The organism is Acinetobacter sp. AR_0276, assembly GCF_003000705.1.
GTDB lineage: Bacteria > Pseudomonadota > Gammaproteobacteria > Pseudomonadales > Moraxellaceae > Acinetobacter > Acinetobacter nosocomialis.
Map to the genome: position 1 here is coordinate 2,811,996 of NZ_PSQO01000004.1, position 24,142 is coordinate 2,836,137.

Annotated in this window: 20 protein-coding genes; 11 read left to right on the forward strand and 9 right to left on the reverse strand. The window is 39.2% G+C overall.

Features of this window, described 5'->3' with window-relative positions:
* Positions 1-183: 183 nt before the first annotated feature.
* From CSB87_RS14300 to CSB87_RS14315, 4 genes are all read left to right on the forward strand, one after another.
* Positions 184-609: a hypothetical protein gene (locus CSB87_RS14300; RefSeq protein WP_006581205.1), complete on the forward strand. Its 426-nt coding sequence runs from the start codon at positions 184-186 to the stop codon at positions 607-609.
* On the forward strand, positions 610-2,286 hold the full coding sequence (locus CSB87_RS14305; RefSeq protein WP_004888305.1) for a T6SS phospholipase effector Tle1-like catalytic domain-containing protein: 1,677 nt from the start codon (positions 610-612) through the stop codon (positions 2,284-2,286).
* 191 nt (positions 2,287-2,477) lie between these two features.
* Positions 2,478-3,185, forward strand: coding sequence for a YoaK family protein (locus CSB87_RS14310; protein ID WP_004888302.1), 708 nt, complete (start codon positions 2,478-2,480; stop codon positions 3,183-3,185).
* Between the two features lie 148 nt (positions 3,186-3,333).
* Positions 3,334-5,247 (forward strand): lipase family alpha/beta hydrolase, encoded by a 1,914-nt coding sequence (locus CSB87_RS14315; RefSeq protein WP_004888301.1) that lies wholly within the window; start codon positions 3,334-3,336, stop codon positions 5,245-5,247.
* Positions 5,248-5,301: 54 nt separating this feature from the next.
* On the opposite strand, the gene CSB87_RS14320 is transcribed toward CSB87_RS14315, so the two are convergent.
* The 7 genes from CSB87_RS14320 to betI form a co-directional block, all read right to left on the reverse strand.
* Positions 5,302-6,636, reverse strand: coding sequence for a basic amino acid/polyamine antiporter (locus CSB87_RS14320; protein ID WP_004888299.1), 1,335 nt, complete (start codon positions 6,634-6,636; stop codon positions 5,302-5,304).
* Between the two features lie 5 nt (positions 6,637-6,641).
* A complete protein-coding gene (locus CSB87_RS14325) occupies positions 6,642-7,520 on the reverse strand; it encodes a homocysteine S-methyltransferase family protein (protein WP_004888298.1) in 879 nt (292 codons plus the stop codon).
* Between the two features lie 216 nt (positions 7,521-7,736).
* Positions 7,737-8,207, reverse strand: coding sequence for a hypothetical protein (locus CSB87_RS14330; protein ID WP_006581207.1), 471 nt, complete (start codon positions 8,205-8,207; stop codon positions 7,737-7,739).
* Positions 8,208-8,298: 91 nt separating this feature from the next.
* Positions 8,299-9,939 (reverse strand): malate dehydrogenase (quinone), encoded by a 1,641-nt coding sequence (gene mqo / locus CSB87_RS14335; RefSeq protein WP_004888296.1) that lies wholly within the window; start codon positions 9,937-9,939, stop codon positions 8,299-8,301.
* Between the two features lie 511 nt (positions 9,940-10,450).
* On the reverse strand, positions 10,451-12,109 hold the full coding sequence (gene betA, locus CSB87_RS14340) for a choline dehydrogenase (RefSeq protein WP_004888295.1): 1,659 nt from the start codon (positions 12,107-12,109) through the stop codon (positions 10,451-10,453).
* Positions 12,110-12,204: 95 nt separating this feature from the next.
* Positions 12,205-13,677, reverse strand: coding sequence for a betaine-aldehyde dehydrogenase (betB, locus tag CSB87_RS14345; protein ID WP_004888293.1), 1,473 nt, complete (start codon positions 13,675-13,677; stop codon positions 12,205-12,207).
* Entirely contained in the window at positions 13,670-14,293 is a 624-nt protein-coding gene (betI, locus tag CSB87_RS14350; RefSeq protein ID WP_000166965.1) for a transcriptional regulator BetI, read from the reverse strand. The genes betB and betI overlap by 8 nt, the downstream gene beginning before the upstream one ends.
* A 265-nt stretch (positions 14,294-14,558) precedes the next feature.
* Between betI and CSB87_RS14355 the strand changes: the two genes are divergently transcribed.
* The 4 genes from CSB87_RS14355 to CSB87_RS14370 all read left to right on the forward strand — a co-directional run bounded on the left by CSB87_RS14355 (position 14,559) and on the right by CSB87_RS14370 (position 19,768).
* Positions 14,559-16,181, forward strand: coding sequence for a BCCT family transporter (locus CSB87_RS14355; RefSeq protein WP_004888292.1), 1,623 nt, complete (start codon positions 14,559-14,561; stop codon positions 16,179-16,181).
* Positions 16,182-16,298: 117 nt separating this feature from the next.
* Positions 16,299-18,365 carry a choline transporter gene (locus CSB87_RS14360; RefSeq protein WP_004888290.1) on the forward strand — a complete coding sequence of 689 codons (2,067 nt, stop codon included), beginning with the start codon at positions 16,299-16,301 and terminating at the stop codon, positions 18,363-18,365.
* An 11-nt stretch (positions 18,366-18,376) separates the two neighbouring features.
* Positions 18,377-18,991, forward strand: a complete 615-nt coding sequence (locus CSB87_RS14365; RefSeq protein ID WP_002054351.1) for a MarC family protein — start codon at positions 18,377-18,379, stop codon at positions 18,989-18,991.
* 261 nt (positions 18,992-19,252) lie between these two features.
* The gene (locus tag CSB87_RS14370; RefSeq protein ID WP_002054353.1) at positions 19,253-19,768 is read left to right on the forward strand and encodes an acyl-CoA thioesterase; all 516 of its coding nucleotides are present in this window, start codon (positions 19,253-19,255) and stop codon (positions 19,766-19,768) included.
* 130 nt (positions 19,769-19,898) lie between these two features.
* Here the strand turns inward: CSB87_RS14370 and CSB87_RS14375 are convergent, their stop codons facing one another.
* A complete protein-coding gene (locus CSB87_RS14375; protein WP_002054416.1) occupies positions 19,899-20,096 on the reverse strand; it encodes a hypothetical protein in 198 nt (65 codons plus the stop codon).
* A gap of 502 nt (positions 20,097-20,598) precedes the next feature.
* Between CSB87_RS14375 and CSB87_RS14380 the strand changes: the two genes are divergently transcribed.
* The gene (locus tag CSB87_RS14380; protein ID WP_004888286.1) at positions 20,599-21,597 is read left to right on the forward strand and encodes a CobW family GTP-binding protein; all 999 of its coding nucleotides are present in this window, start codon (positions 20,599-20,601) and stop codon (positions 21,595-21,597) included.
* A 40-nt stretch (positions 21,598-21,637) separates the two neighbouring features.
* Here the strand turns inward: CSB87_RS14380 and dctA are convergent, their stop codons facing one another.
* A complete protein-coding gene (dctA, locus tag CSB87_RS14385; RefSeq protein ID WP_004888284.1) occupies positions 21,638-22,900 on the reverse strand; it encodes a C4-dicarboxylate transporter DctA in 1,263 nt (420 codons plus the stop codon).
* A 189-nt stretch (positions 22,901-23,089) separates the two neighbouring features.
* Between dctA and CSB87_RS14390 the strand changes: the two genes are divergently transcribed.
* Positions 23,090-23,620, forward strand: coding sequence for a YaeQ family protein (locus tag CSB87_RS14390; protein ID WP_002054386.1), 531 nt, complete (start codon positions 23,090-23,092; stop codon positions 23,618-23,620).
* An 87-nt stretch (positions 23,621-23,707) separates the two neighbouring features.
* The gene (locus tag CSB87_RS14395; RefSeq protein ID WP_002054441.1) at positions 23,708-24,049 is read left to right on the forward strand and encodes an FKBP-type peptidyl-prolyl cis-trans isomerase; all 342 of its coding nucleotides are present in this window, start codon (positions 23,708-23,710) and stop codon (positions 24,047-24,049) included.
* Positions 24,050-24,142 lie beyond the last annotated feature (93 nt).

Genomic DNA, 24,142 nt, shown 5'->3' on the forward strand with positions numbered 1-24,142 from the left:
TAAAATTTAAATAGGATAAAAATATTAAATGATGAGGAAATTCATAAATATTATTTTCGTAAGGTGGTATATATTTCACTTTTTAATTAGTGAGTAAATAAACTTATTGTAAGTTCTTAAATTTATAAGAATCATAAGTTTTTATAAATTTAATAATTGGGTTACAGAGAGAGGTTTAATGAAATGAGTTTAAAGAAAATATTGTTATTACCAGTAAGTCTAATGTTGAGTGCAGCTGGTTGTGCAGGTATTGGTCCAAATGCAACTTATTATATGGCGACAACATCTTTTAAATATGATCCTCGATATACAGATTATATGATGGAAGTAAATGGCTCTGAAATTGGAGGAGGATTTGGTAAAGCAATATCTACTAACCCAATTAAAGTGGGAGAGCAAATCATTACATGGAAAGATGCAAATACGGGTGAAAAACATGCTGCTAAAAATCAGGTAATTATTACGAAAGAACAGTTAAAAGGAAAAAAATATTTAGCAGCTCATATTTATCCTGATGATACTGTAGAAATAACGACTTCAAATAATTGGCCTGACCCAACAGAAAAGGGGATGAAGTGGAGAGAAAAAATAAAAAGAGAGGGTCAATAAATGTTAGCCGTTCAATTAAAACGTACAGTTAATATAAATAATGATGTTGCAAATAATCAGCCATCTTGCAAGCAAGATTGTCGCGATGTCGTGAATATTTCAGTTTTTTTTGATGGTACTGGAAATAATGAGGATGCTGATAAAAAAGAAAAAAAATGGTCCAATCCTGCCCGTTTATGGCGTAATGCTCGAACACATAGTGATAAAAACGAAGCAAAAAATGATTATGCAATATATGTCTCTGGTGTTGGAACCAGATTTAATGCTGAGTTAAATATCTTTCAAAGAGCGATTTCTGACTTTCAGGATCACTATAGCCTGTTAGGTATGGGCGTTGGTTTAGGTGGTGCAAGACGACTAGATTATGGTGAAGACCAGTTAAATGATGCTTTAAAACAAGTCTTAATTTTTAATGCACAAAAGGCAGAAAAAGATGTTAAAAAATATGTAGGTGAAAAAAAGAATTATAGCTTTGCAGAAGTCGACAAAAATTTAAAAGATCACAGACTAATTAAGAAAATTAATATTTCTGTGTTTGGTTTTTCGCGTGGTGCTGCACTTGCCCGTGCATTTACAAATCAATTTATAGGGCAGTGTGAATCAAACTGCGATGGGCTTACCTATGGACAAGGCAAATATCCAATTGAGTTTAAGTTTTTAGGAATTTTCGATACGGTTGCTTCATTTGGTTTGCCTGCTACAAATTTAAGCAATAGCTTACCTTTTTTAGAACGTGATTTGGTGGTAGATGAGCGGGTTCAAAACTGTTCACATTATATCGCTGGTAATGAACTGCGCTTTGCTTTCCCAGTAGATGTTATTCATAAAGACAATAAGTTAGCAAACCCTAACTGGAAAGAGGTGGTATATCCGGGGGTACATTCTGACGTGGGTGGGGGGTATGAACCAGATAGTCAGGGAGTAAATGACAATTTTGCCCGAATTCCGTTAAAACATATGCTTGATGACGCTGTACAAGCAGGTGTCAGAATGTATAGTTATGAAGAACTGCAACAGAACTTTAAGGATTTATTCAAAGAACAGTTTGAAATTCAACCAGACTCTCAAAAATATTATGATGCTGTAAAAGCAGCTACGCCGAGTCAAGGAAGTGTTCAAGAGCAGATTAAAGGGTGTATGAAACTTTATTACAGTGCATATGGTACCATTGCCCGTGCTGGAAAAGAACTTTCTGTGAGTGAGCGTGTACGTCAGGAAAATAAATTTCGTGAATACATACCAGTTGGCCCATCCGATATGGCAACTGAAATGCAAAGGTTGAAGAAACTAAAAGAAGCAACTGCTTCTAAGAAAGATGGTTTTAATATTTTTAGAGTTTTTTCACCTGTCTCAACTGCATATGAATATATGATTAGTATCGAAGATTGGCAATTTGAGAGTTGGAATACAAATGTCAGTGATGATATTAAAAAATTCTATTTAAATTATGTTCATGACTCTAAGTATGGTTTTTTAAGTAACGTAGAACCATTTAGTTATTTCCGTCAAAGAAGGGTCTATGAGTCACGTCGTAGTGCCAGTGGAGAAGAGCGGGATAAAAAAGCTGCCGAACAGAAAGTAACTTGTAGTGCCCCTAAACAAGAGATACCGCAAACGCAGTTTATTGATGCTTATGAACAAGCTCAACTAACAGAGAACTTTTTAAATGCATCTTAGTGATGCATTTAAAATCCCTTATCTTTAAAAATAAAAAGTCCAATTGCATTGTATCTTGTATAAATACACTCTGTCTTAAAATGAACAGCTAGGTTTTTACTTTAAGATCTGTTGTTATTAATGAATGGAATTTATATTAAATTTCTGACAAAAATTTTCTAATTAAAAACCAATATTTGATAGGAAAGGTAATGCCAGAGACCTCAATTCAACAAGAAACACAAAGCACATGGGCGCTATGTCGAGATCCTGTTTTACTGACTATGGTCGGTGGGGCAATTGATACCATTGGCTTTATTGCGTTATTTGGTTTTTTTACCGCGCACGTAACGGGTAACTTGGTACTGGCAGGAGCGGCTTTAGTGAAGGGCGGTACAGGTGTCTGGATTAAACTTGCGGCTATTCCATTGTTTATTTTGACGGTGGTGATTACCAAACTTTTAATTGACCGAAGTCAGGCTAAACACAAAACGCTGTCTTATTTATTTTTATTTGAGGCTATTTTTCTCTTTGCCTTTATGGTTGCTGGGCTTTATTTCGAGCCATTTAAAAATGCCGATGCGATTACGGTTGCAATCACAGGTGGTCTCGGTTTAATTGCCTTAGCTATTCGTAATACTTCAAGTAAAACACTCATTAAAAATATTAGCCCAAGTACCATGATGACAGGCAACACCACCCAGCTTGGGATTGATATTGCCAACTTGCTTAAAAATAATAATGAGGCCAATCGGGCAAGTCTGTTTAAAAGTGCCAGTATTGTCATTGGCTTTGTGATTGGTGCTTTAATGGGGGCGGTACTGTATGTCTATTTTGACTTTTGGAGTGTAGCGCCGTTTATTTTACCCATCCTTTATTTTTCTTATTTGGCTTCACAGCAGAAGTTTAAACAAGCTTAAACATTGCGATTGAAATAGCCTGAATTTAAATAAATTCGGGGTTTTATTTTTTCAATAAAGCAAAATCGAAGTTGAGCTGAAATTGTTCGTTCACAGCTTTACGGGCATAATGATGAGTGGGGAAATACATTCGCGAAAGGAATGCACAATGACAAAATCCAGCCATTATCTAGTGCTTACTATAATGGGACTGCTGAGCGGTTGTCAGGTTATTCATTTAAAAGAAAGTAACTTAAGCAGTGCTTTAAAAAGTAAAAATGAAAGTATTTTGACTGATAATACTTTAAGTCATCAAACCCAAAACCTGCTGTATTTGGTCAAAGAAAATGAAAAGTCTTGTCTGCAAAATTTTAATGTTTGTTTAAATAAAATTCAGGGATTGTCAGAAAATAGCAGCCGAGAAGAACGCTATGCTGCGCTCAGTGAAATTTACTTGGCAAAAGCTTTAGATGTTGGGCGTAGTAGCCAGTGTAATGTCACTCTTAAAAGTAACAGTTGTGTCGAGCAAGAGCTGGCGTTGTTTGATAAAAGCTTGCGCTATAGCTATGTCTATTTGTTTGATTCTGAAGAGTCGCCTTTTGATCGGGTATTTGACCATCGACAAAATCAGGTACGTATTTTTTATAACGTCGCCTTGTCGAAGCTCATGACCACGTATTTTAATCATTTAAATACGCTTCATTTTCCACCTTTACTAAAAGCAGATGGGCATGAGTACCATGTCAATTTTGACCATGCAGTAGATGTACAAAACATTGAGATCGATACCTTTCGCTCTAGCTATAACATGAACTTTTCAGGGTTTAATACCGTCAACCGTAAGGATGGGTTAGGCGCTGAATTTATTGTGGGGCGTAAGGAGCATGATGTAAATCATGGTTTTATTTTAGACCCCGACGCTTTTTATGCTCACCAGAGTAATCCCAATATTCATTTACCACGCTTCTTTCCGGTCACGGCCATTGCCTACCCAAAACAAAAGGCCACAGCCGATCAAGTCATTGATGGGGCAGAGTTAGAAATTGCCATGTTTGACCCATACCGACAGGACCGTGTAAAAGTTGAAGGCGTGGACTATCCGCTCACTGCCAACTATTCGGCACCTTATGGGCTTTGGCTATCAAAATATAATTTAGGTGCAGCAGGTTATTGGTCTTTAATTAATAAAGAAGCCAATTTAATCATGCCGCATTTATATATGCTGGAACCTTTTAATCCCAATAAAAAAATTATTGTATTTATTCATGGCTTGGCAAGTAGCCCAGAGGCGTGGGTAAGCCTAACCAATGACATTATGGGCGATGCCGAATTAAGAAAAAACTATCAAGTTTGGCAGGTGTTTTATTCAACCAATATGCCGATTTTTGAAAGTCGTTTTCAGATTTACTCTTTGCTGAATCAAGCTTTTCAAAACGTCGCCAAAGACAGTTACGCTGCGCACGATGCAGTGTTGGTTGGGCATAGTATGGGCGGAGTGATTAGCCGCCTATTGGTAAGCGATGCTGATGTTGCAGTGCAAGCCATGCAAAAAATGAATGAAGCACAGCTAAAGCGTTTAAAAGAAAATCCGGTTATTCGAGAACGTTTTCAGTTCAAAACTTTGCCCTATTTTAAGCGGGTTGTTTTTGTTTCGGCGCCGCATCATGGTACTGACTACGCTGACCGATGGTTTACCCAAATTGCTCGCCGTATTATTCGTTTACCCGCCGACTTTTTTATTGCGGTCGAAATGAGAGATGAGAAAAATACAAAACTCAGAAAAGGTTTAATTGAAAACGGAGCAAGTAATTTAAGTCGTTCTTCTAACTTTATGCAGTTGACCCAAGCCATTCAGCCATCGTCTAACGTGGTCTATCACTCAATTATGGGCAATATAAATGGCACCACAGATAAGTCAAAAATGAGTGATGGAATTGTGCCGTATCAAAGTTCGCATTTGGGTGGGGAGCAGTCGGAGCTGATTATTAAAGGTGGGCATTCGATTCAAACTAGCCCAGAGGCAATTTTAGAATTACGTCGTATTTTAAGGTTGCATTTAAAGCAGTCGCAGCCTTCAAAATAGAAATTTTGTTTTTAGAAAACCACTGCTGAAATGGCTCAACAGTGGTTGAAATAATTAATTAAGCTGGTTTTGTTTGAGCGATTTTTTATGCTCAAAGTAGCTAATTGAAAAAATAACCAAGCCAACCAAATACAACACACCAGACAACAGAAGTAAGTCTAAACCTGCTGCATAAAGCAACCAAAGTGCATAGATTGAAGCGACACTTGCAATGGCAATATGTGGCGTGCGTTTATGGCGAATCGATTCTTTAAGATAAAACGCCGATACCAGAAAATAAGGCAGCAAAATCATTACCGATGAAATCAGTAAAAGCTGAGTGTAGTTTTTATTGAAAAAATACACGGCAATGAGGGAGCCTTGCACCACAATAGTGGTCAGCCATAGTGATGAAATCGGTACATTGTTCTGATTATTTTTTAAAAATAATTTAGGGAATGCGCCATTTTTTGCAGCTAAAAATGGAATTTCAGTGGCAAATAACGTCCAGCTTAAATAAGACGAAGAAACTGAAATAATCAAGCCGATAGTAATAATGATGGTACCTGGTAGACCGATGAGTTGCTGCAAAATGGTCGCCATAGATGGGTTATGCATGCCTGCAAGCGCTTCACGGCTCACCACACCATAAGCCAATACTGTGACCATGACGTAAAAACTTAATGCCAGCAACACACCTAAAATGGTCGCTTTGCCAATGTCATGACGGTTTTTGGCACGTGATGATAAAACTACTGCACCTTCAATACCGGTAAATACCCAAAGGGTAATGAGCATCAGGTCTTTTACTTGCTGCCAAAGGGGAACTTTTAAAGAAAAGTCATTTAAGTTGAGTTTGAATAAATCAAACTTAAAGGCAATAAAGGTAAAGAAGATGAAAACGACCATTGGAATAATTTTGGCAATGGTCGCCAGTAAATTCACAATGGCTGCTTCCTTAATACCTCGGCTTACTAACCAATGTACCAGCCATACAAAAATGCTTGAGCCAATCAGAGAGTAGAGTGTATTACCTTCACCAAAAATAACGTGGTCTTTGCTGTCGGTAAACATGCCAACACCTGAAAAGGCAATCACTACATAACCGACAATACCAATGGTAGTACATAACCAATAGCCCCACGCCGAGCAAAACCCGATGAGGTCTCCAAAGCCTTCGCGTGCATAGTTATAAATACCACCGTCTAGGTCTGGTCGTTGACGGGTTAAATGCAACAATGAGAGAGCCAAGAAAATAATGCCGACTCCGGTAATGAGCCATGCAATAAGAAGGGCAGAGCCGTTGGCAACTTGAGCCATATTTTGGGGAAGGCTAAATACGCCTGACCCCACCATAGAACTAAATACCAGCGCTGTAAGAGACAGTAATCCGATTTTGGCAGCAGACATGGTATTTATTCTTTAAAAAATTGAGAAAGTTCAGCAATGTGTTCTGGTCCAATACCACAGCAACCACCCACTAAACTTGCACCTGCTTGCTGCCATTGTTTGGCAAAAGCAAGATAAGCTGGAGCGTCTAAGTCTTTGCGAATTTCATCCAGACCATCGTTAGCAGTAGCGCTTTCATCTTGCGGTGGGAAAGCGTTGGCATAAGCACCAATTTGTACAGACACTGGAATGAGCGCTTTAATTTCATTAATCGCTTGCAAGATCACTTCAGGTTGGCAGCAGTTAAACAACACCGCTTTAGCATTTGACTGCTTAATAAAGTCAGCCACTTGCTGCATATTTTCGCCTGAACGAAGGAGTGCTTGTTCTTGTTTAATTTCATCTTGCAGCGTAAATGACACCCAATAGTCCTTACCATCTTGTGGTAACAAGGCATGCACTGTTTCAACTTCTTTTAAGCAAGACTGGGTTTCAGCGAGCCAGAAATCTACTTCTGGTGCCAATGTTTTAATGATAGGCTCAGCTAGGTTTTTAGCCTGTTCTGGTTGGAACAAGTCTGCACGGTAAGAACCAAATAACGGTGGTAAGCAGCCTGCAATTTTGACATTTTTGCCGCTTTCTTTAACTGCATTTTTCGCTTGTTCGATGGCAACTTTAATTAAACGTACGCCGTCAGTTTCAAAGCGTTCCTGACCAATGTGAAATGGTACAACCGCGTAGTTGTTAGTCGTGATGACTTCTGCACCAGCATTGATAAAGTCAAGGTGGACTTCTTTTACTGTTTCAGGTGCTTCAATAAGTGCTAAAGCAGACCATTCTGGTTGACGAAATGGAGCGCCACGGCGGGCCAATTCACGGCCTAAACCGCCATCTAAAATTTTCATAAAATATAACGTAAAGGGAGAAAAATAATTCAGCTAATCTAGCGTGTAGATGAATGCTATTCAATCGCTAATATGCTCGTTATATTTCTAAATAAATTAGATTGTTATGAATATTTTTTCTTAAAAGGAATTCTGCAAATGCTGTTCAGTTTTACTGATGAACTTCATGTGAAAAAGAACACGTATTTATTTGAAAATATAGAATAAAAAATGATCTTACAAAGCACCATATTGTTGCCAACTTTCACCGGTATGCTGTGTTTTATAATACGCTTTAAGTTGTTCGAGCTGCGTAAAATGTATGCCTGACCACACCAATAAACTAATGAATATGAGTACTTTAGATAAACTGCGAACTTTACTTAGGCGAGTAAAAGCCAACACAACAAAAAATAAGGCTGGTAAAAATATAAAGAACTGAATAGGGGAGAAAAATAGATGAGCGGTGCTGAAATATAACGCGAGTGTGCTCATGAGCATATTTAAAACTGAACAGATTTTCTGGTACTTGCCGAGCTTAAACGTATAAGCAGTGATAATAAATAATACGGCTGAGCTGACGTAAATAGCTGTACCACCAATCATCCACATATAAAATCCGCTTAACAAAAGATAAGCCAGTAGCAAAACAAGTACGAGCTTAAAACAAAACGTTAAGAGGCGAGGTGATGATTTTAAAAGCGTCATGGCAAGTTTAAATATCTCAACTGAGGTCTAAAAAAACAAAAGGACGAATCGAAATTCATCCTTTTCATATTTTACTTATACATCATCAAACTTAGTTTGCTTTTGCAACAGGGGCAGCAGCAGTTTCATCGTTTGCCGCTTTGAACGGAGATGTATAGTTTAAGCCAAGCGTAGAACTTGTGTACTGACGAACTTTGTCGAGTAGCACAGGGTCTTTGCTTAAGTCTTGCTTATAAGAAACCACAATTTCATGAAGCTTCTGGTTCCACTTACCTTCAGTTTGCTCTGGGAAAGCTTTTTCAAGCAAGTTAAGCATGATGTATGGAGAAGTCGAAGCACCCGGAGACGCACCTAACAATGCAGTTACAGCACCATCTTTAGAGGCAAAGATTTCTGTACCGAATTGAAGTGTTGCAGGTTTACCTGGTTCTTTCTTGATGATCTGAACACGTTGACCACCTTGGCTTAAGCGCCAGTCTTCAGCTTTCGCATCTGGGTAGTACTTACGAAGTTCGTTTAGGCGGTCCTTGTCCGACATCATCACTTGGCTTACCAAGTACTTAACAAGATCAAGGTTTTCTAAACCAACAGTCGTCATTGGTAAGACGTTGTTTTTGTTTGTTGATGCAAGCAAGTCAAGCTGAGAACCATTTTTCAGGAACTTGTTTGAATACGTTGCAAATGGACCAAACAATACATATTTTTTACCGTCGATATAACGTGTATCAATATGTGGTACAGACATTGGAGGCGCACCAAGTTCAGCACGGCCATATACTTTCGCAGTGTGCTGAGCAGTAATTGCAGGGTTGTCAGTAATTAAGAACTCACCACCTACAGGGAAGCCAGCATATTGTTTTGCTTCTGGTAAACCAGTAAGTTGCAATAATTTAACTGCTGCACCGCCTGCACCGATAAACACAAAACGTGTTTTAACGTGGTCTGTTTTACCAGTTTTCAAATCTTTGAAAGACACCGTCCAAGTTTTGTCATCATTTTGGCTGATGCCAGTCACTTCAGTTGAAGTCTGTAATTTGAAGTTCGGATTTTGGCTTAAGTGTTTCACTAACTGATTCGTGATTGAACCGTAGTTTACGTCTGAACCAACTTCCATACGAGTCGCTGCAACTTTTTGAGTTGGATCACGATCGTTCATCACTAAAGGTGCCCATTGTTTAATTACAGCTGGGTCTTCAGTAAATTTCATGCCTTTGAACAACGGGCTTTGAATCATGGCAGCATAACGTTTTTCTAAGAACTGAACGTTATCGCCCCAAACAAAAGCAATGTGTGGAACTGGGTTAATGAATGTTTTCGGTTCAGCTAAAACACCTTGTTTTACCTGATATGACCAGAACTGTTTTGCTACTTCAAACTGAGAAGCAACTTTTTCAGCTTTGGCAATTTCCATCTTACCGTTTTTCTCTTCGGTATAGTTCATTTCCATAAAGCCAGAGTGGCCTGTTCCGGCATTGTTAAAGCCGTTTGAACTTTCTTGAGCAACTTGGTCAAGACGTTCATACATACGAATTTGCCAATTCGGTTCAAGCTCAGTGAAATAAGTACCGAGAGTGGCACTCATGATGCCGCCGCCAACAAGAACGGCATCAACAACTGGCTCATCTTTTGCAGTTTGTACCTGTTTTGACGCAATCGGTCTAAACAAGAAAACAATACCTGCAATTAAAATAAGAATGATTAATACCAGAAGGTATTTCAAAAACTTTTTCATGCAAGGGGAACCTTAAAATAAGTTATTTGAGTCACTTAAGGTGTGAGGAAACCTAGACAGCGTATCCAGACAAAACGGATATAAATGCGAAAATAAAATTCTCCAAAACAGAGAACTTTGAAAAAAGAAAAATTACTTGGGATTATCGCAAACACTCTATATTTTAGACTAATTTTGCATTGACAAGACAATTTTTATAATAAATGGGTTCTATTAAAATCATAAATATGATTTATATTTGATCAAATTAGGCTTTTATAAGATTGTTTTTAGATTTTATTTTAATTTAAATAATTGAAATTTAATAAATAAAATAATATTGATTAAACTTGAATCACTTAATAGTAATATGCCTATAAAAATAAATTAATTTTTATTTTCATACCCGATTTATGTAAATGTTCACCTTATAGTCGCTTATTTTTTGTCATACATAGTTCTTATTAATGCTTCTGCGTTACGTATTAAATTTAGGGCATATTCCTATATAAGAAATATGCCCTAAATGGTTTTATGAAGCTACATAGAAAGGTGCAGTTGAACGTGGTAATGCTTCACGTCCACGAATTTGGTCTGCAATTTTCTCAGCTATCATAATGGTAGTTGCATTTAAGTTACCGGTAATAATGAGCGGCATGATTGAGGCATCAACCACACGCAAACCATTCATACCGTGTACACGGCCTTGACCATCTACAACAGCCATTTCGTCTTCGCCCATCTTACAGCTACAAGACGGGTGGTAAGCTGTTTCTGCATGGTTACGAACAAAGTCATCAAGCTCTGCATCTGTCTGCAAATGTTTGCCCGGACTAATTTCATCACCACGATATGGATCAAGCGCAGGTTGCTGCATGATTTCACGCGTAATACGGATTGCATCACGGAACTCACGCCAGTCTTGTTCAGTCGACATGTAGTTAAACAAGATACTTGGGTGCGCAAATGGGTCTTTCGATTTAAGTTTGATACGACCGCGTGAAGGCGAACGCATTGAACCCACGTGTGCTTGGAAGCCATGTTCTTTTACAGCATTACTACCGTTGTAGTTAATAGCTACGGGTAAGAAATGGTATTGAATGTTTGGCCACTTAAACTCATCCGAACTACGGATAAATCCACCCGCTTCAAACTGGTTGCTTGCACCAATACCTGTACCATTGAATAACCACTCGGCACCAATGGCAGGTTGGTTATACCATTTTAAAGCCGGATATAAAGAAACGGGTTGCTTACATTTATACTGTAAGTACATTTCCAAGTGATCTTGCAAGTTTTCACCCACACCCGGCAAATCATGAACCACATCAATGTCCATTGATTTTAAGAAGGTACTTTGACCTACACCTGAGCGCTGTAAAATTTGCGGTGATGCAATTGCGCCTGCACAAAGTAATACTTCGCGTTTAACCAATGCGCGTTGCAGGTTGTTTTGGTCAGCACCAATAATGTATTCAACACCAATCGCTTGCTTTTGATTAAACAAGATTTTGTTGGTCGTTGCATGAGTCAAAATAGTCAGGTTTGGACGGCCTTTCGCCATATCCAAATAACCACGTGCGGTACTTGAACGACGGCCTTTAGGCGTAACCGTACGGTCCATTGGACCAAAACCTTCTTGTTGGTAACCGTTTAAGTCGTCAGTACGTGGGTAACCTGCCTGTACACCTGCTTCAACCATGGCATGGAACAGCACGTTGTTGCCATTTTTTGGTGTAGCCACTGATACAGGACCGCTATCACCATGATAGTCATTGCCACCAATGTCACGAGTTTCGGCTTTTTTGTAGTAAGGCAAACAATCGGCATAAGTCCAGTTTTCAAGGCCTTTATGGGTTGCCCATTGTTCTAAATCCATGGCGTTACCGCGGATATAGCACATACCATTAATTAAAGATGAGCCACCTAAGCCTTTACCACGACCACACTCCATACGACGGTTGTTCATGTGTGGCTCTGGGTCAGTTAAATAAGCCCAGTTATAGCGACGACCTTGAAGAGGGTAGGCCAAAGCTGCCGGCATTTGTGTACGGAAATCCAAGCGATAATCTGGTCCACCTGCTTCTAACAGTAAAACGGTGGTATCTTTGTCTTCAGTAAGACGCGCAGCGAGTACATTTCCGGCAGATCCTGCGCCAATAATAATGTAATCATATTCTTTAATATTCATAACTATCCTTTTTTTACTAACAGTTTGCCTGAGCAATCTATAAAGACTGCTCGGCATATGTGATTTAGGTTGAAGGTTTTAGTGCGATTGAGGCATTAAAAAATGCTTTGATAATCGCCAAGTTCAACTTGAATAGATTTGATACGGGTATAGTGCCCAAGCGTGGTTAAGCCATTTTCGCGGCCCACACCAGATTGCTTGTAGCCACCGACTGGCATCTCGGCAGGTGATTCACCCCAAGTGTTAATCCAGCAAATACCAGCTTCAATTTGGTGAATAATGCGATGAGCGCGGCTAATATCTTGAGTGACTACGCCAGCAGCTAGACCAAAGGTCGTGTCGTTGGCACGTTGAATCACTTCTTCTTCGGTTTCATAGCTTAAAATGCTCATAACTGGTCCAAAAATTTCTTCTTGAACAATCGCCATCTGGTCAGTGCAGTCGCTAAATACAGTCGGTAGTACATAAGCGCCTTTGGCAAGTTCGCCTTCGGTCGCACGACCACCACCGATTAACACTTTAGCGCCTTGTTGTTTGCCCGACTCAATGAAAGACAACACTTTTTCCATATGAGGGAAGCTAGTGAGCGGACCAAAGTTTGTGTCTTCAGCCATTGGGTCACCAATGCGAATGCGTTTTACACGTTCTACAACCGCTTTTTCAAAGTCGGCTAAACGTGATTTTGGAACAAATACACGGGTACCGTTGGTACATACTTGACCTGAGCTAAAGAAGTTCGCCATAACCGCAATATCTGCTGCACGGTTAATGTCAGCATCTTCACAAATAATGAGTGGTGACTTACCACCAAGCTCCATGGTCACTTCTTTAAGGGTAGAGCCAGCAGCGCTTGCCATGACTTTTTTGCCAGTTTCCACACCACCCGTGAATGAGATTTTTTCAATCACAGGATGTTCAGTCAGCCATTGACCAATTTCACGACCAGCACCCTGTACTACGTTAAATACGCCGTCTGGTAAGCCAGCTTCTGTATAGATTTCTGCAAGTTTTAATGCAGTAAGTGGCGTTGTTTCGCTTGGCTTGAAAATCATGGCATTGCCAGCAGCAAGGGCAGGGGCAGATTTCCATAAAGCGATTTGGATTGGATAGTTCCACGCACCAATACCTGCAACCACGCCTAAAGGTTCACGGCGTGTATAAAAGAAACTTGATTCGCGAAGTGGAACTTGTTCGCCCTGAATAGCTGTTGCAAGTCCTGCGTAGTATTCGAGTACATCTGCACCAGTCACAATATCGACGGTAGATGTTTCGCTATAGGCTTTACCGGTGTCGAGTGTTTCAAGACGGGCAAGCTCATCATTACGTTCACGGAGAATATCGACAGCGCGACGTAAAATACGTGAACGCTCCATAGCGGTCATGGCTGCCCAGATTTTTTGTCCTTGTTGAGCACTTTTTACAGCAGCTTCAATATCTTGTTCAGATGCCTGTTGAAGAGTCGCGATTGTTTCGCCGTTGGCAGGGTTAATACTATTAAATGTTTTACCACTGGTTGCTTCAACGTAGCGTCCATGGATATACAGTTGATAAACTTGTACATCACTCATTTTGTCTCTCCTGCAAAGGCTTGTTCGCAAATTGCAATTGCGTTTTTACATAATCGTAAGCAATGGAACGGGCCAGCTCGCTATCAAATTCATTGTGACGGCTTAAACTGCCACGTAGCCATAATCCATCAATCAATGCTGCCAGACCTCTTGCGGCAACACTGGCCTGTTGTTCATCCATTAACTTGAGAAAATAAAACTTCAAGTTGGAATACAGGCGTTGATCATTAATCTTTTGCAAACGGCTCAGGTCCGGTACATGCATACTTGCAGACCAAAAGTCTAACCAGACCCGCATTGCTTTTTCATTTACCTGACTAATGTCAAAGTTAGAGTCAATAATTGCCTTAATCTGGCTTTCCGGATGCGAATCTGCTTCTGCTCTGTATTGTTCGGTTTTCCGACGCAAAACATTGAGCATTTCTTGCATACAGGTATTTATTAACCCTTGTTTGTCGCCAAAATAATGGCTGACAATACCGGTCGACAACTCGGCTTTTTTTGCAATTTGTGCAATGGTGGTATTGGATAACCCCACTTCATAAATTACGTCGAGTGCAGCGTTCATAATCTCTTCACGGCGCACATGCTCTGGTTTTACTCTGCGTTTTGTCATGATTTTCCACATCAGCACTTTTAGGGGTGCTTTAAATTCAGCATGTTAACTTGCAGAGCATCATAGCACTTTTTTTATCATACTTGTTATTGATTGAACGTTCAATCAATAACAAGTATGATGTGTAAAAATCAATGAATTTTTGAATCTGACTTCGGGGAAGAAGAGGTAGAATCAGAAGTTCTTACGGATAGGATGATGCGCATAAGTCCAGTACTTATCACGTTATTTTGGAAAAAATACACCGATTGCAAGGAGCAATAAGATGGTGTTGAAAAGTGATGGATATTCTTCAGACCATATTCGGTTAAATCGTTTCGTATTTTGGAGTTCGGCAGTCAGTATCGGCATTTTTGGCCTATTATTTGTACTGTTTCCAGAAAAAAGTCAGTTTTGGCTGACCTATGTGCAAGAGCAGGTAAACCACTTTTTTGGGTGGTATTACATGTTAGTCATTGTGCTGTGTTTAGGCTTTGTGGCTTGGCTTGCCTTCTCAAAAGTGGGACAGATTCCTTTAGGAAAAGACCACGACAAACCTGAGTTTGGTTATTTGGCTTGGACCTCTATGTTGTTTTCAGCAGGTATTGGTATCGCGCTACTTTATTATGGTGTTGCGGAACCAGTTGACCATTTTCTAAGACCGCCAGAAGGTGAGGCCGGTACTATTCAGGCCGCCCGCAATGCCATGACCTATAGCTTTTTGCACTGGGGTATTCATGGCTGGGTGCTTTATGCCTTGCTGGGTGTGACATTAGGTTATTTTGCCTTTAGACAAGATTTACCACTCGCACTACGTTCGGCACTCTATCCAATTTTTGGAGAGCGAGTACATGGTCTAGTTGGCGATTTTGTTGATGGCTTTGGTATTTTAGCAACTGTCATTTCATTAGTGACCAACTTAGGTATTGGTGCTTTGGTGTTAGTTTCAGGTATTTGTTATTTAATTCCTGAAATACCGCATAGCTCTGCAACTTTAATCACTGCAGTTTTAATCATGATGTTTGTGGCGACAGTCACTACAGTGATCGGGATTGAAAAAGGCTTAGCATGGTTATCGCGTATTAATTTACGTTTGCTCTATGCTTTACTTTTATTTGTATTTTTAACCGGACCGACTAACCATTTGTTAAATGGTCTTGTACAAAATACGGGCGATTACCTTAATAATTTTATGGGTAAAAGTTTTGATATGTATTTATACAATCAAAAAGCCAGTGGCTGGTTGGGTTCATGGACTGTGTTTTATTGGGCATGGTGGATTGCTTGGGCACCTTTTGTAGGAATGTTTATTGCCCGAATTTCTAAAGGCCGAACCATTCGAGAAGTGGTTTTGGGTGTATGCCTCATTCCACTAGGTTTTACCTTGGCTTGGATCTCGATTTTTGGAAATACTGCAATTCATTTTATTCTTAACCAGAAACAGAAAGTTTTAGGTGATATGGTTTTAAGTGACCCTGCGTTGTCATTATTCAAATTACTCGAATATCTCCCGTTTAATCCGTATATTGCCGGGATTGTTGTTGTAATTTGTTTCGTTTTATTTTTGACACCGGTTGGGTCTGGTACACTAATGATCGCCAATTTGTCCTCGAAAGGGGGCACCAGTGATAGTGATTCACCGATCTGGTTACGCATCTTTTGGTCCGTGGTCATTACCATTGTAAGTATCGGCTTATTATTAGCAGGTAGTTTTAACTCCATGCAAAGTGCAGTGGTGTTATGTGGTTTACCATTTTCTGTGATTATTTTGCTTTATATGTTTGGCCTAGCCAAAGCCCTAAAGCAAGATGATTTTGACCCGAATGTTGCGAAAAAGCAGTTAGCTATTTCAAAAGACATTTCTATTCCATCGAATTGTGACCAGAACAAAGTGACCGAAGTTTTATAACCTTGGTTCATCACATTTATTTATATTTTTTGCGTTCAAAGCAGTCTTTTCATTATTGTTAAATAGTGAAAAGACTAAATTGAATATTTTATTTTTCTTCTATTCCTTGAGGATTGTATGGCAACAGATAATCCAAGAGCAGTTGATGATTTAACATTATCTAAATCTAAAAAAGACCCGCTTAACCGTGTGGTTTTTTATATTTCAGCTCTAATCATTTTAATCTTTTCTCTCGTTACTTTTTTATTTAACGATTTCGCAAATCGAACCATTAACACCGTTCTTGCGTGGGTAACGTCAACCTTTGGCTGGTATTATTTACTGGCTGCTACGCTGTATATGGTGTTTGTAATTTTCATTGCCTGCTCACGATATGGTGAAATTAAACTTGGTCCTAAACACTCAAAGCCTGAGTTTAGTTTACTGAGTTGGTCTGCCATGCTGTTTTCGGCAGGTATTGGTATCGATTTAATGTTCTTCTCGGTGGCCGAGCCATTATCTCATTATATGCAGCCACCTGTTGGTGTAGGCCAGACCTATGAAGCGGCACGCCAAAGTATGGTGTGGACGCTGTTTCACTATGGTTTGACCGGATGGTGTATGTATGCCTTGATTGGTATGGCACTTGGTTATTTCAGTTATCGCTATAACTTACCGCTTACCATTCGTTCTGCACTTTACCCAATTTTTGGGAACAGAATTAATGGGGCAATTGGCCATAGTGTAGATACTGCCGCCGTCATTGGGACAATTTTTGGTATTGCGACCACCTGCGGGATTGGCGTGGTACAGCTGAACTATGGTTTACATGTTTTATTAGGACTGCCAGAGAATATCTGGATGCAGTTTGCACTCATTGCTATTGCAGTCGGTATTAGTATTATTTCAGTGACATCTGGGGTAAATAAAGGCCTTCGGATTTTGTCTGAAATCAATATTTATGTATCGATTGGTCTTTTACTGTTTATTTTGTTCTTGGGCAATACCGAGTTTTTACTCAATGCGCTGGTACAAAATATTGGTGATTATTTAACTCGCTTCCCAACCTTAGCCTTACAAAGTTTTGCTTTTGAGCAACCTAAAGATTGGATGAGCAGTTGGACTTTGTTCTTCTGGGCATGGTGGATTGCTTGGTCGCCATTTGTAGGGTTGTTTTTGGCTCGTATTTCTAGAGGCCGTACTATTCGCGAGTTCGTGTGCGGGACTTTAATTATTCCTCTGCTATTTACCTTAACGTGGTTATCCATTTTTGGTAATAGCGCATTGCACAGCGTGATTTTTGAAGGCAACCAGACTTTAGCTGCAACGGTATTATCTAATCCGGCACATGGTTTTTATGACCTGTTAGCGCAGTATCCGGGCTTTACTTTCATTGCTTCAGTCGCAACAGTAACAGGCCTTTTATTCTATGTGACTTCTGCCGATTCGGGGGCATTGGTTTTAGGTAACTTCACGACCAAGCTTACCCATATTGATAATGATGCGCCGCGTTGGTTAAGCGTGTTTTGGGCAATTGCCATTGGCTTATTAACGCTCGCTATGCTGATGACCAACGGGATTACCGCTTTGCAAAATGCAACCATCATTATGGGACTGCCGTTTAGTTTCGTGATGTTCCTTGTGATGGCGGGGCTTTATAAATCGCTCAGACTTGAAGACTACAGGCATGCAAGCCGAAGTATGAACGCAGCACCTGTGGTGGGTAACGTCGACATTCTCAATTGGAAACAGCGTTTGAGTCGGGTTATGCATCATCCGGGAACCTCTGAAACCAGACGAATGCTCGATACCGTTTGCAAACCTGCTGTTCAGGCCGTAGCTGACGAACTCATTAAGCAAGGTATGAACGTAGATGTGCAGCAAACCCCACTTGAAGATGAAGAGGCACTATATCACCTCGATATCACCATTCATTTGGAAGAAGAGCAAAACTTCGTGTATCAGATTTGGCCAGTCCGTTATAGCGCGCCTAACTTTAGTCAACGTGTAAAACGAGGCAAACAGTTCTATTACCGTCTCGAAACTTATCTTTATGAAGGTTCTCAAGACAACGACCTTGTTGGTTACAGTAAAGAGCAGGTCATTAATGATATTTTAGATAAATATGAACGACATATGACGTTCTTGCATATTAATCGTATTAGCCCTGGGAACCGTCCATTATTCCCAGATCCGCAAGCTTAAGGGGAATATGCATGGTCTCACCATATCTGCATTCTTTTGCTTTATTTTTCTCTTTGCTCAATCCTTTTTTAATGAGCATTTATATGATTGGCCTGATCCGCCATTCAGAAACCAAGGTGTTTAACAAAGCCTTAATTCAGGGGAGCTTGATTGCTTATATCGTCTTTATGCTGTTTGCATGGGGCGGTGAAGCAATCTTTAGTAAATACCTGAATGTACGCTTTGAGGCTTTCCAGATTTTTGGTGGCCTTATCTTTTTGGTGATTGGCTATCGCTACGTGTTTCAGGGGGCCGACACCATTGGTGAAATGCGCGGTGCTCCTGAGCATTTAGCTGGAACCATCGCGATGCCTTTTATGATCGGGCCGGGTACCATTAGTGCGGCTGTGGTGACAGGTATTGAAATGTCGATTGGTGCTGCGGCACTTGTGATCGGATTTACCATGTTTTTAACATGCAGTATTTTGATTTTGATGAAATTTTCACATGATCATTTACGCTACAAACATGCAAAATACATCGATCGCTATTTTGATATAGTCGGGCGTTTATCTGCTTTATTAATCGGTACGATTGCTGTTGATATGATTATTAATGGTATTACCGGACTGATCCATAAAGTATAGTCAGGCTCATATAAAACGATGCTATGTCATTTAAAATGGAACAAAATGGCATAGCATCTTTTGATTACTTTTGGCTGCTTCTCAAATTTTTATTTAAGAAAAACTAAAAAATAATTAAAAATAATAGTTTAAAAAATATTCGTTCAAAAAAAGAATTAAGAATATTAAAAAATACGATGCTATGTTGTGGATTTAAGCATGTTTTTTTTGTGAATTATCAACCATAATGTTTTCTGAGCTTGTTTGAGACAGAGTTGAGTCATGCCTACATTAGATGAAATGACAACCGTAACTGATGATCAGTCAGAATTAACCATGTCAGTTTTAATGACACCGGACATGGCAAATTTTTCAGGTAATGTTCATGGTGGAACAATTCTAAAGCTGCTAGACCAAGTGGCCTATGCTTGTGCAAGTCGTTATTCAGGCAGCTACGTCGTAACGTTGTCTGTAGATAAAGTGAATTTTAAAGAACCGATTTATGTGGGCGAACTCGTTACATTTTTAGCGAGTGTCAACCATGTGGGTCGTACTTCAATGGAAGTGGGTATTCGTGTAGAAGCACAGAATATTCAAAAGCGTACCGTGCGCCACACCAATAGCTGTTATTTCACGATGGTTTCGGTTGATGAGAATGGTAAACCTCGTGAAGTGCCTCAATTAAAACTCGATACAGAGTGGAAACGCTGTCGATTTGAAGCGGCAGAACACCGCAAGGTATTACGCCTACAAGAAAATCATAATCCTTCTTGTAGCATGTATAAAAAAACTTCTTAAAAAGAAAAACGACTAAAATAAAAAAGATCGAACCGCAGCATGGTTCGATCTTTTTTTATTCACTGAAATTCAACTTCCTGTTTCGTTTCAGCAAAATTATCTCTGAGCTTGGAGGAGAGTACAGAGATAATTATTGAGCAGCAGGAGCAGCTTCAGAAGCAGAACCTACCGCTTCAGATGCAGCATTTGCAGTGTTTGCTTGTTCTTGAGTTGAAACTACAACTTTATCTTCTGCTGGAGCATGAACTTTATCATGTTTAGAAGCAGCAAAAGTTGAAGCAGCAGTTAAAGCTAGGGTAGTAGCGAGTAAAGTTTTAGCTAATTTCATTTTATGGCATCCTTAAATTCATTAAAAAATAAATCAAACCTAATCGTTCAACCTAACGGAGATAAAACATGTATGGCTAAATGACTAAGCTAGGACACATGCTAAGCCGAGCTTTGGATTACATCAATTAACTTAACAATCTATTACGCCTATCTTAACAATATGAAATATACGAGCCGTTTATGTGCGTCTACTGTAAAATTAAAGCGCTAGTTGAACGCTAAAAATGTGAAAGAATATTTCTTGTTGAGTAAAAAAAAGCCAAATTGTTTACGTAAACAAAACACTTTGGCATGAATTATGAATGCCTATAAATAGAATATTCCGTTTAATTCTTTTTTATCTAAAGTTAATTTAAATAATTGATGAGATTTATGTCACATAAAGGTTATTTTAGCCGGATAATTGAAAACTATAGCTTCAAAATGAAAAAACATTTTCATAGTAGTTAAACAGTGATATACCTTTTTTAGTTTTTAAACCTTGTTGATTTGAGCCACCTGTGAAAATTTTAGCCCAAAAAACTGTTCCTACCCATATTATTTCAGGGTTTTTAGGAGCAGGGAAAACGACGTTATTGCAGCATTTGTTAAGTCAGAAACCCAAAAATGAAGTGTGGGCGGTTTTAATGAATGAGTTTGGGCAAATTGGAGTAGATCAACAGCTTTTACCACAAGATCAGGGCTATGCAGTAAAGGAATTATTGGGCGGCTGTTTATGTTGTAGTAGTCAACTCCCAATGCATATTGCTTTGGCTCGCTTGTTAAGTGAACAAAAGCCAGACCGACTTTTTATTGAGCCTACTGGGCTTGGGCACCCTTCGCAATTATTTGATCAATTAACCGAACCGCATTGGCAAAACAGCTTGGCTATGCGTGCATTGATTACAGTTGTCGATGGTAGCCGTTTGCATGACACCAATTGGGTTAAACAAAACCTGTATGAAGATCAGTTAAAGGCTGCACAAATTGTGGTGGTCTCTCATGCTGACACCATGACTTTTGAAGATGAACAGGCACTGGTTGAGCTTAAAGAAGAATACCAACCTTATCAGCAGCAATGGCTAAAGACCGAGCATGGTCAACTTGAACTAGCACAAATTGATGTGCCTGCTCGTTTAACTGCACGCTCTATACAACCTTTACTGAAGCTTCAAAAACAAATGACCGAAGCTGAAGTTGCTAAAGAAATTCATCAATTGCCATATCACTATGTTGAGTCGGCACAAGGTTATATTGTGGCGGGTTGGAAATTACCTAAACGTTGGAAATTTGAATTTTATGCTCTGCTCGATGTGTTATGTGCACAGAAAGACTGGCTACGTATTAAAGGAATTTTTAATACAGATCAGGGATGGAAGACCTTTAACTTTAATCCTGAACAGTTTAACTATAAGTCTGGTGAAGAAGGGATTGATAATCGTATTGAAATGATTAGTCAACATGACCACGACTGGCTGGCCTTTGAAACTGAATTATTAGCGTGCAGAATTGCTGAATAGAGAATATTGAAAAGATAGTTCAATATTCTCCATAAGAAATTCAATTTTTTATATCAAGTACTTGTTTTGCTTGTGCATGGTCGATGTCTTTTTCCCAATGGGCAATGACTACGGTCGCAACACAGTTACCAATGAGGTTGGTACAGGCACGGATAATCCCGATAAACCAGTCTACAGACAGTAAAAGTACTAAACCAATTGCAGGTAAGCTTGGAATGACTGAAAGTGTTGCAGCAAGAATCACTAAGGCAGATCCTGGAATACCGTGTGCGCCTTTAGAGGTAATGAGCGAAACCAGCAAAATAGCCAACAAGTCATGCATAGAAAGATCGATATTGCAGGCCTGTGCAATAAAGATCACCCCTAGAGTTAAGTAAATTGAAAAGCCATCTAAATTAAAAGAATAACCGGTTGGGATGACCAGACCGACTGTTGAATCTTTAATGCCTAGGTTTTTAAGCTTTTTCATGACTTGAGGAAGTACCGAGTCAGAAGAGGCGGTCCCTAATACAATCGCGAGCTCATCTTTAAAATAGCCCACAAACTTGAAAATGTTCAGGCCGGTAAGCTTTAGAATTGAACCTAAAACAATCACAACAAATAAAATGCAGGTTGCATAAAAGAGTAAAACCAGATAACCGAGTTGCAGGAGTGAGTCTGATCCAAATTTTGCAGTGGTATAGGCAACTGAACCGAATACACCAATTGGAGCTAGGCGAATAATCAGTCCCATAATTTTAAAGAAAACTTCAGAAAAAGCTTCAAGTGCCTGACGTACCAGTTCTGCTAAATGTTTAGGAATTAAAAGGAGAGAAATACCAAACAAAATTGCGATGAGTAAAATCTGTAAAATATCGCCGTTGGCAAAAGCAGCCGTAAATGTTTTAGGAATAATATTAAGCAGAAAGTCCGAACCCGTATGCATGTCGTGAGCACGCTCGGTATAGGTGCTTAAATCTTTAGCATCTAAATGGCTAATATCAATATTCATGCCGACGCCCGGTTTAAAGACATAAGCAACAATAATTCCCAAAATTAAAGCAATACTGGTGACTACTTCAAAATAAAGAATGGTTTTTGCACCGACTTTGCCCATTTTTTTAATGTCGTTCGCACCATAGATTCCCAGTACTACTACACAAAATACAATTGGAGCAATCAACATTTTAATGAGAGAAATAAAACCATCACCAAGAGGTTTTAAAGCTAGGGAGAAATCATGAAAAGCAAGACCCACTGCAATACCAAGGAAGAGAGAGCAGAGGACTTGTAGAAATAAACTACGTTTAAGTTTTTGCCACATAAGTCATCAAATCAAAAGAGAGGAGTACAACCCTTTAAAGCAAAAAGCCCGCCAACTTTGTAAGTACTCGGCTGTTTTGGAATAAGATGCAAATGAAGCATGAAAGAAGTGTTGTATTACTGAGTTTTTTCTATAATTTTTTAATTAAAATCGAGTATTCTTAGCGCCAAATTTTTGGACATCTCAACTATGGCGCTTAAAGCAACAATTTATAAGGCAGACTTGAATATTGCCAATATGGATGACCATATTTATGGCGATTATCAATTGACTCTTGCCTTACATCCTTCAGAAACTTTAGAACGATTAATGGTTCGTGTTATGGCATTTGCACGCTTTGCCAGTGATAGTCTTGAATTCACCAAAGACCTTTTTGAAACCGATGAGCCGGCACTTTGGCAAAAAGACTTAACAGGGCAGTTAGAAACCTGGATTGAAGTTGGTTTACCATCTGAAGATAAAGTCAGAAAAGCCAGTGCTCGTTGTAAAACTGTGGCAATTGTTGCCTATGGTTCCCAAGTCGAAGACTGGTGGAAGAGAAACAGTAAAATTAAAACACTGGGTAATGTTCAGGTATGGCAAATCGCGCCTGAAAGTACAGCAGAGTTAGAACAACTTTGTGAACGTACGATGCAGCTACAGTTAAATGTTATGGATAACGAATGGACTTTGTTAAGTGACAAGGGCCAAGCAAATGTAGTGTGGACACAATTACAGTAAAACTGAAAAGCGCAACAAATTTTACAACTTCACTTGCTAGACTAAAGATTGAGTCTGAGCTGTGAAATTAAATGAAACGGAAATGTTATGATCACTGAATTAGAAATTATCGATTTAAAAGTAGGCGAAGGTAAAGAAGCAGTTAAAGGTGCCTTGATTACCACTCACTATACAGGGTGGTTAGAAGATGGTACTAAATTTGACTCTTCTATTGATCGCGGAAATTATTTCGAATGTGTCATTGGTACAGGCCGTGTGATTAAAGGTTGGGACCAAGGCATCATGGGAATGAAAGTTGGTGGTAAACGTAAACTTATTGTTCCTGCGCATTTGGCTTATGGCGAACGCAAAATGGGTAAAATTATTCCGGCAAACTCAAACTTGATTTTTGAAATTGAATTGTTTGATGTAAAAACTCGTGATGAATGAAATCAAAATTTTACCGTTTGATTTTTTTATATAAGCTTTAAATATGAATATATTCGTTATTTATATTTTAGCTTTTTGAATATTTAAGATTAT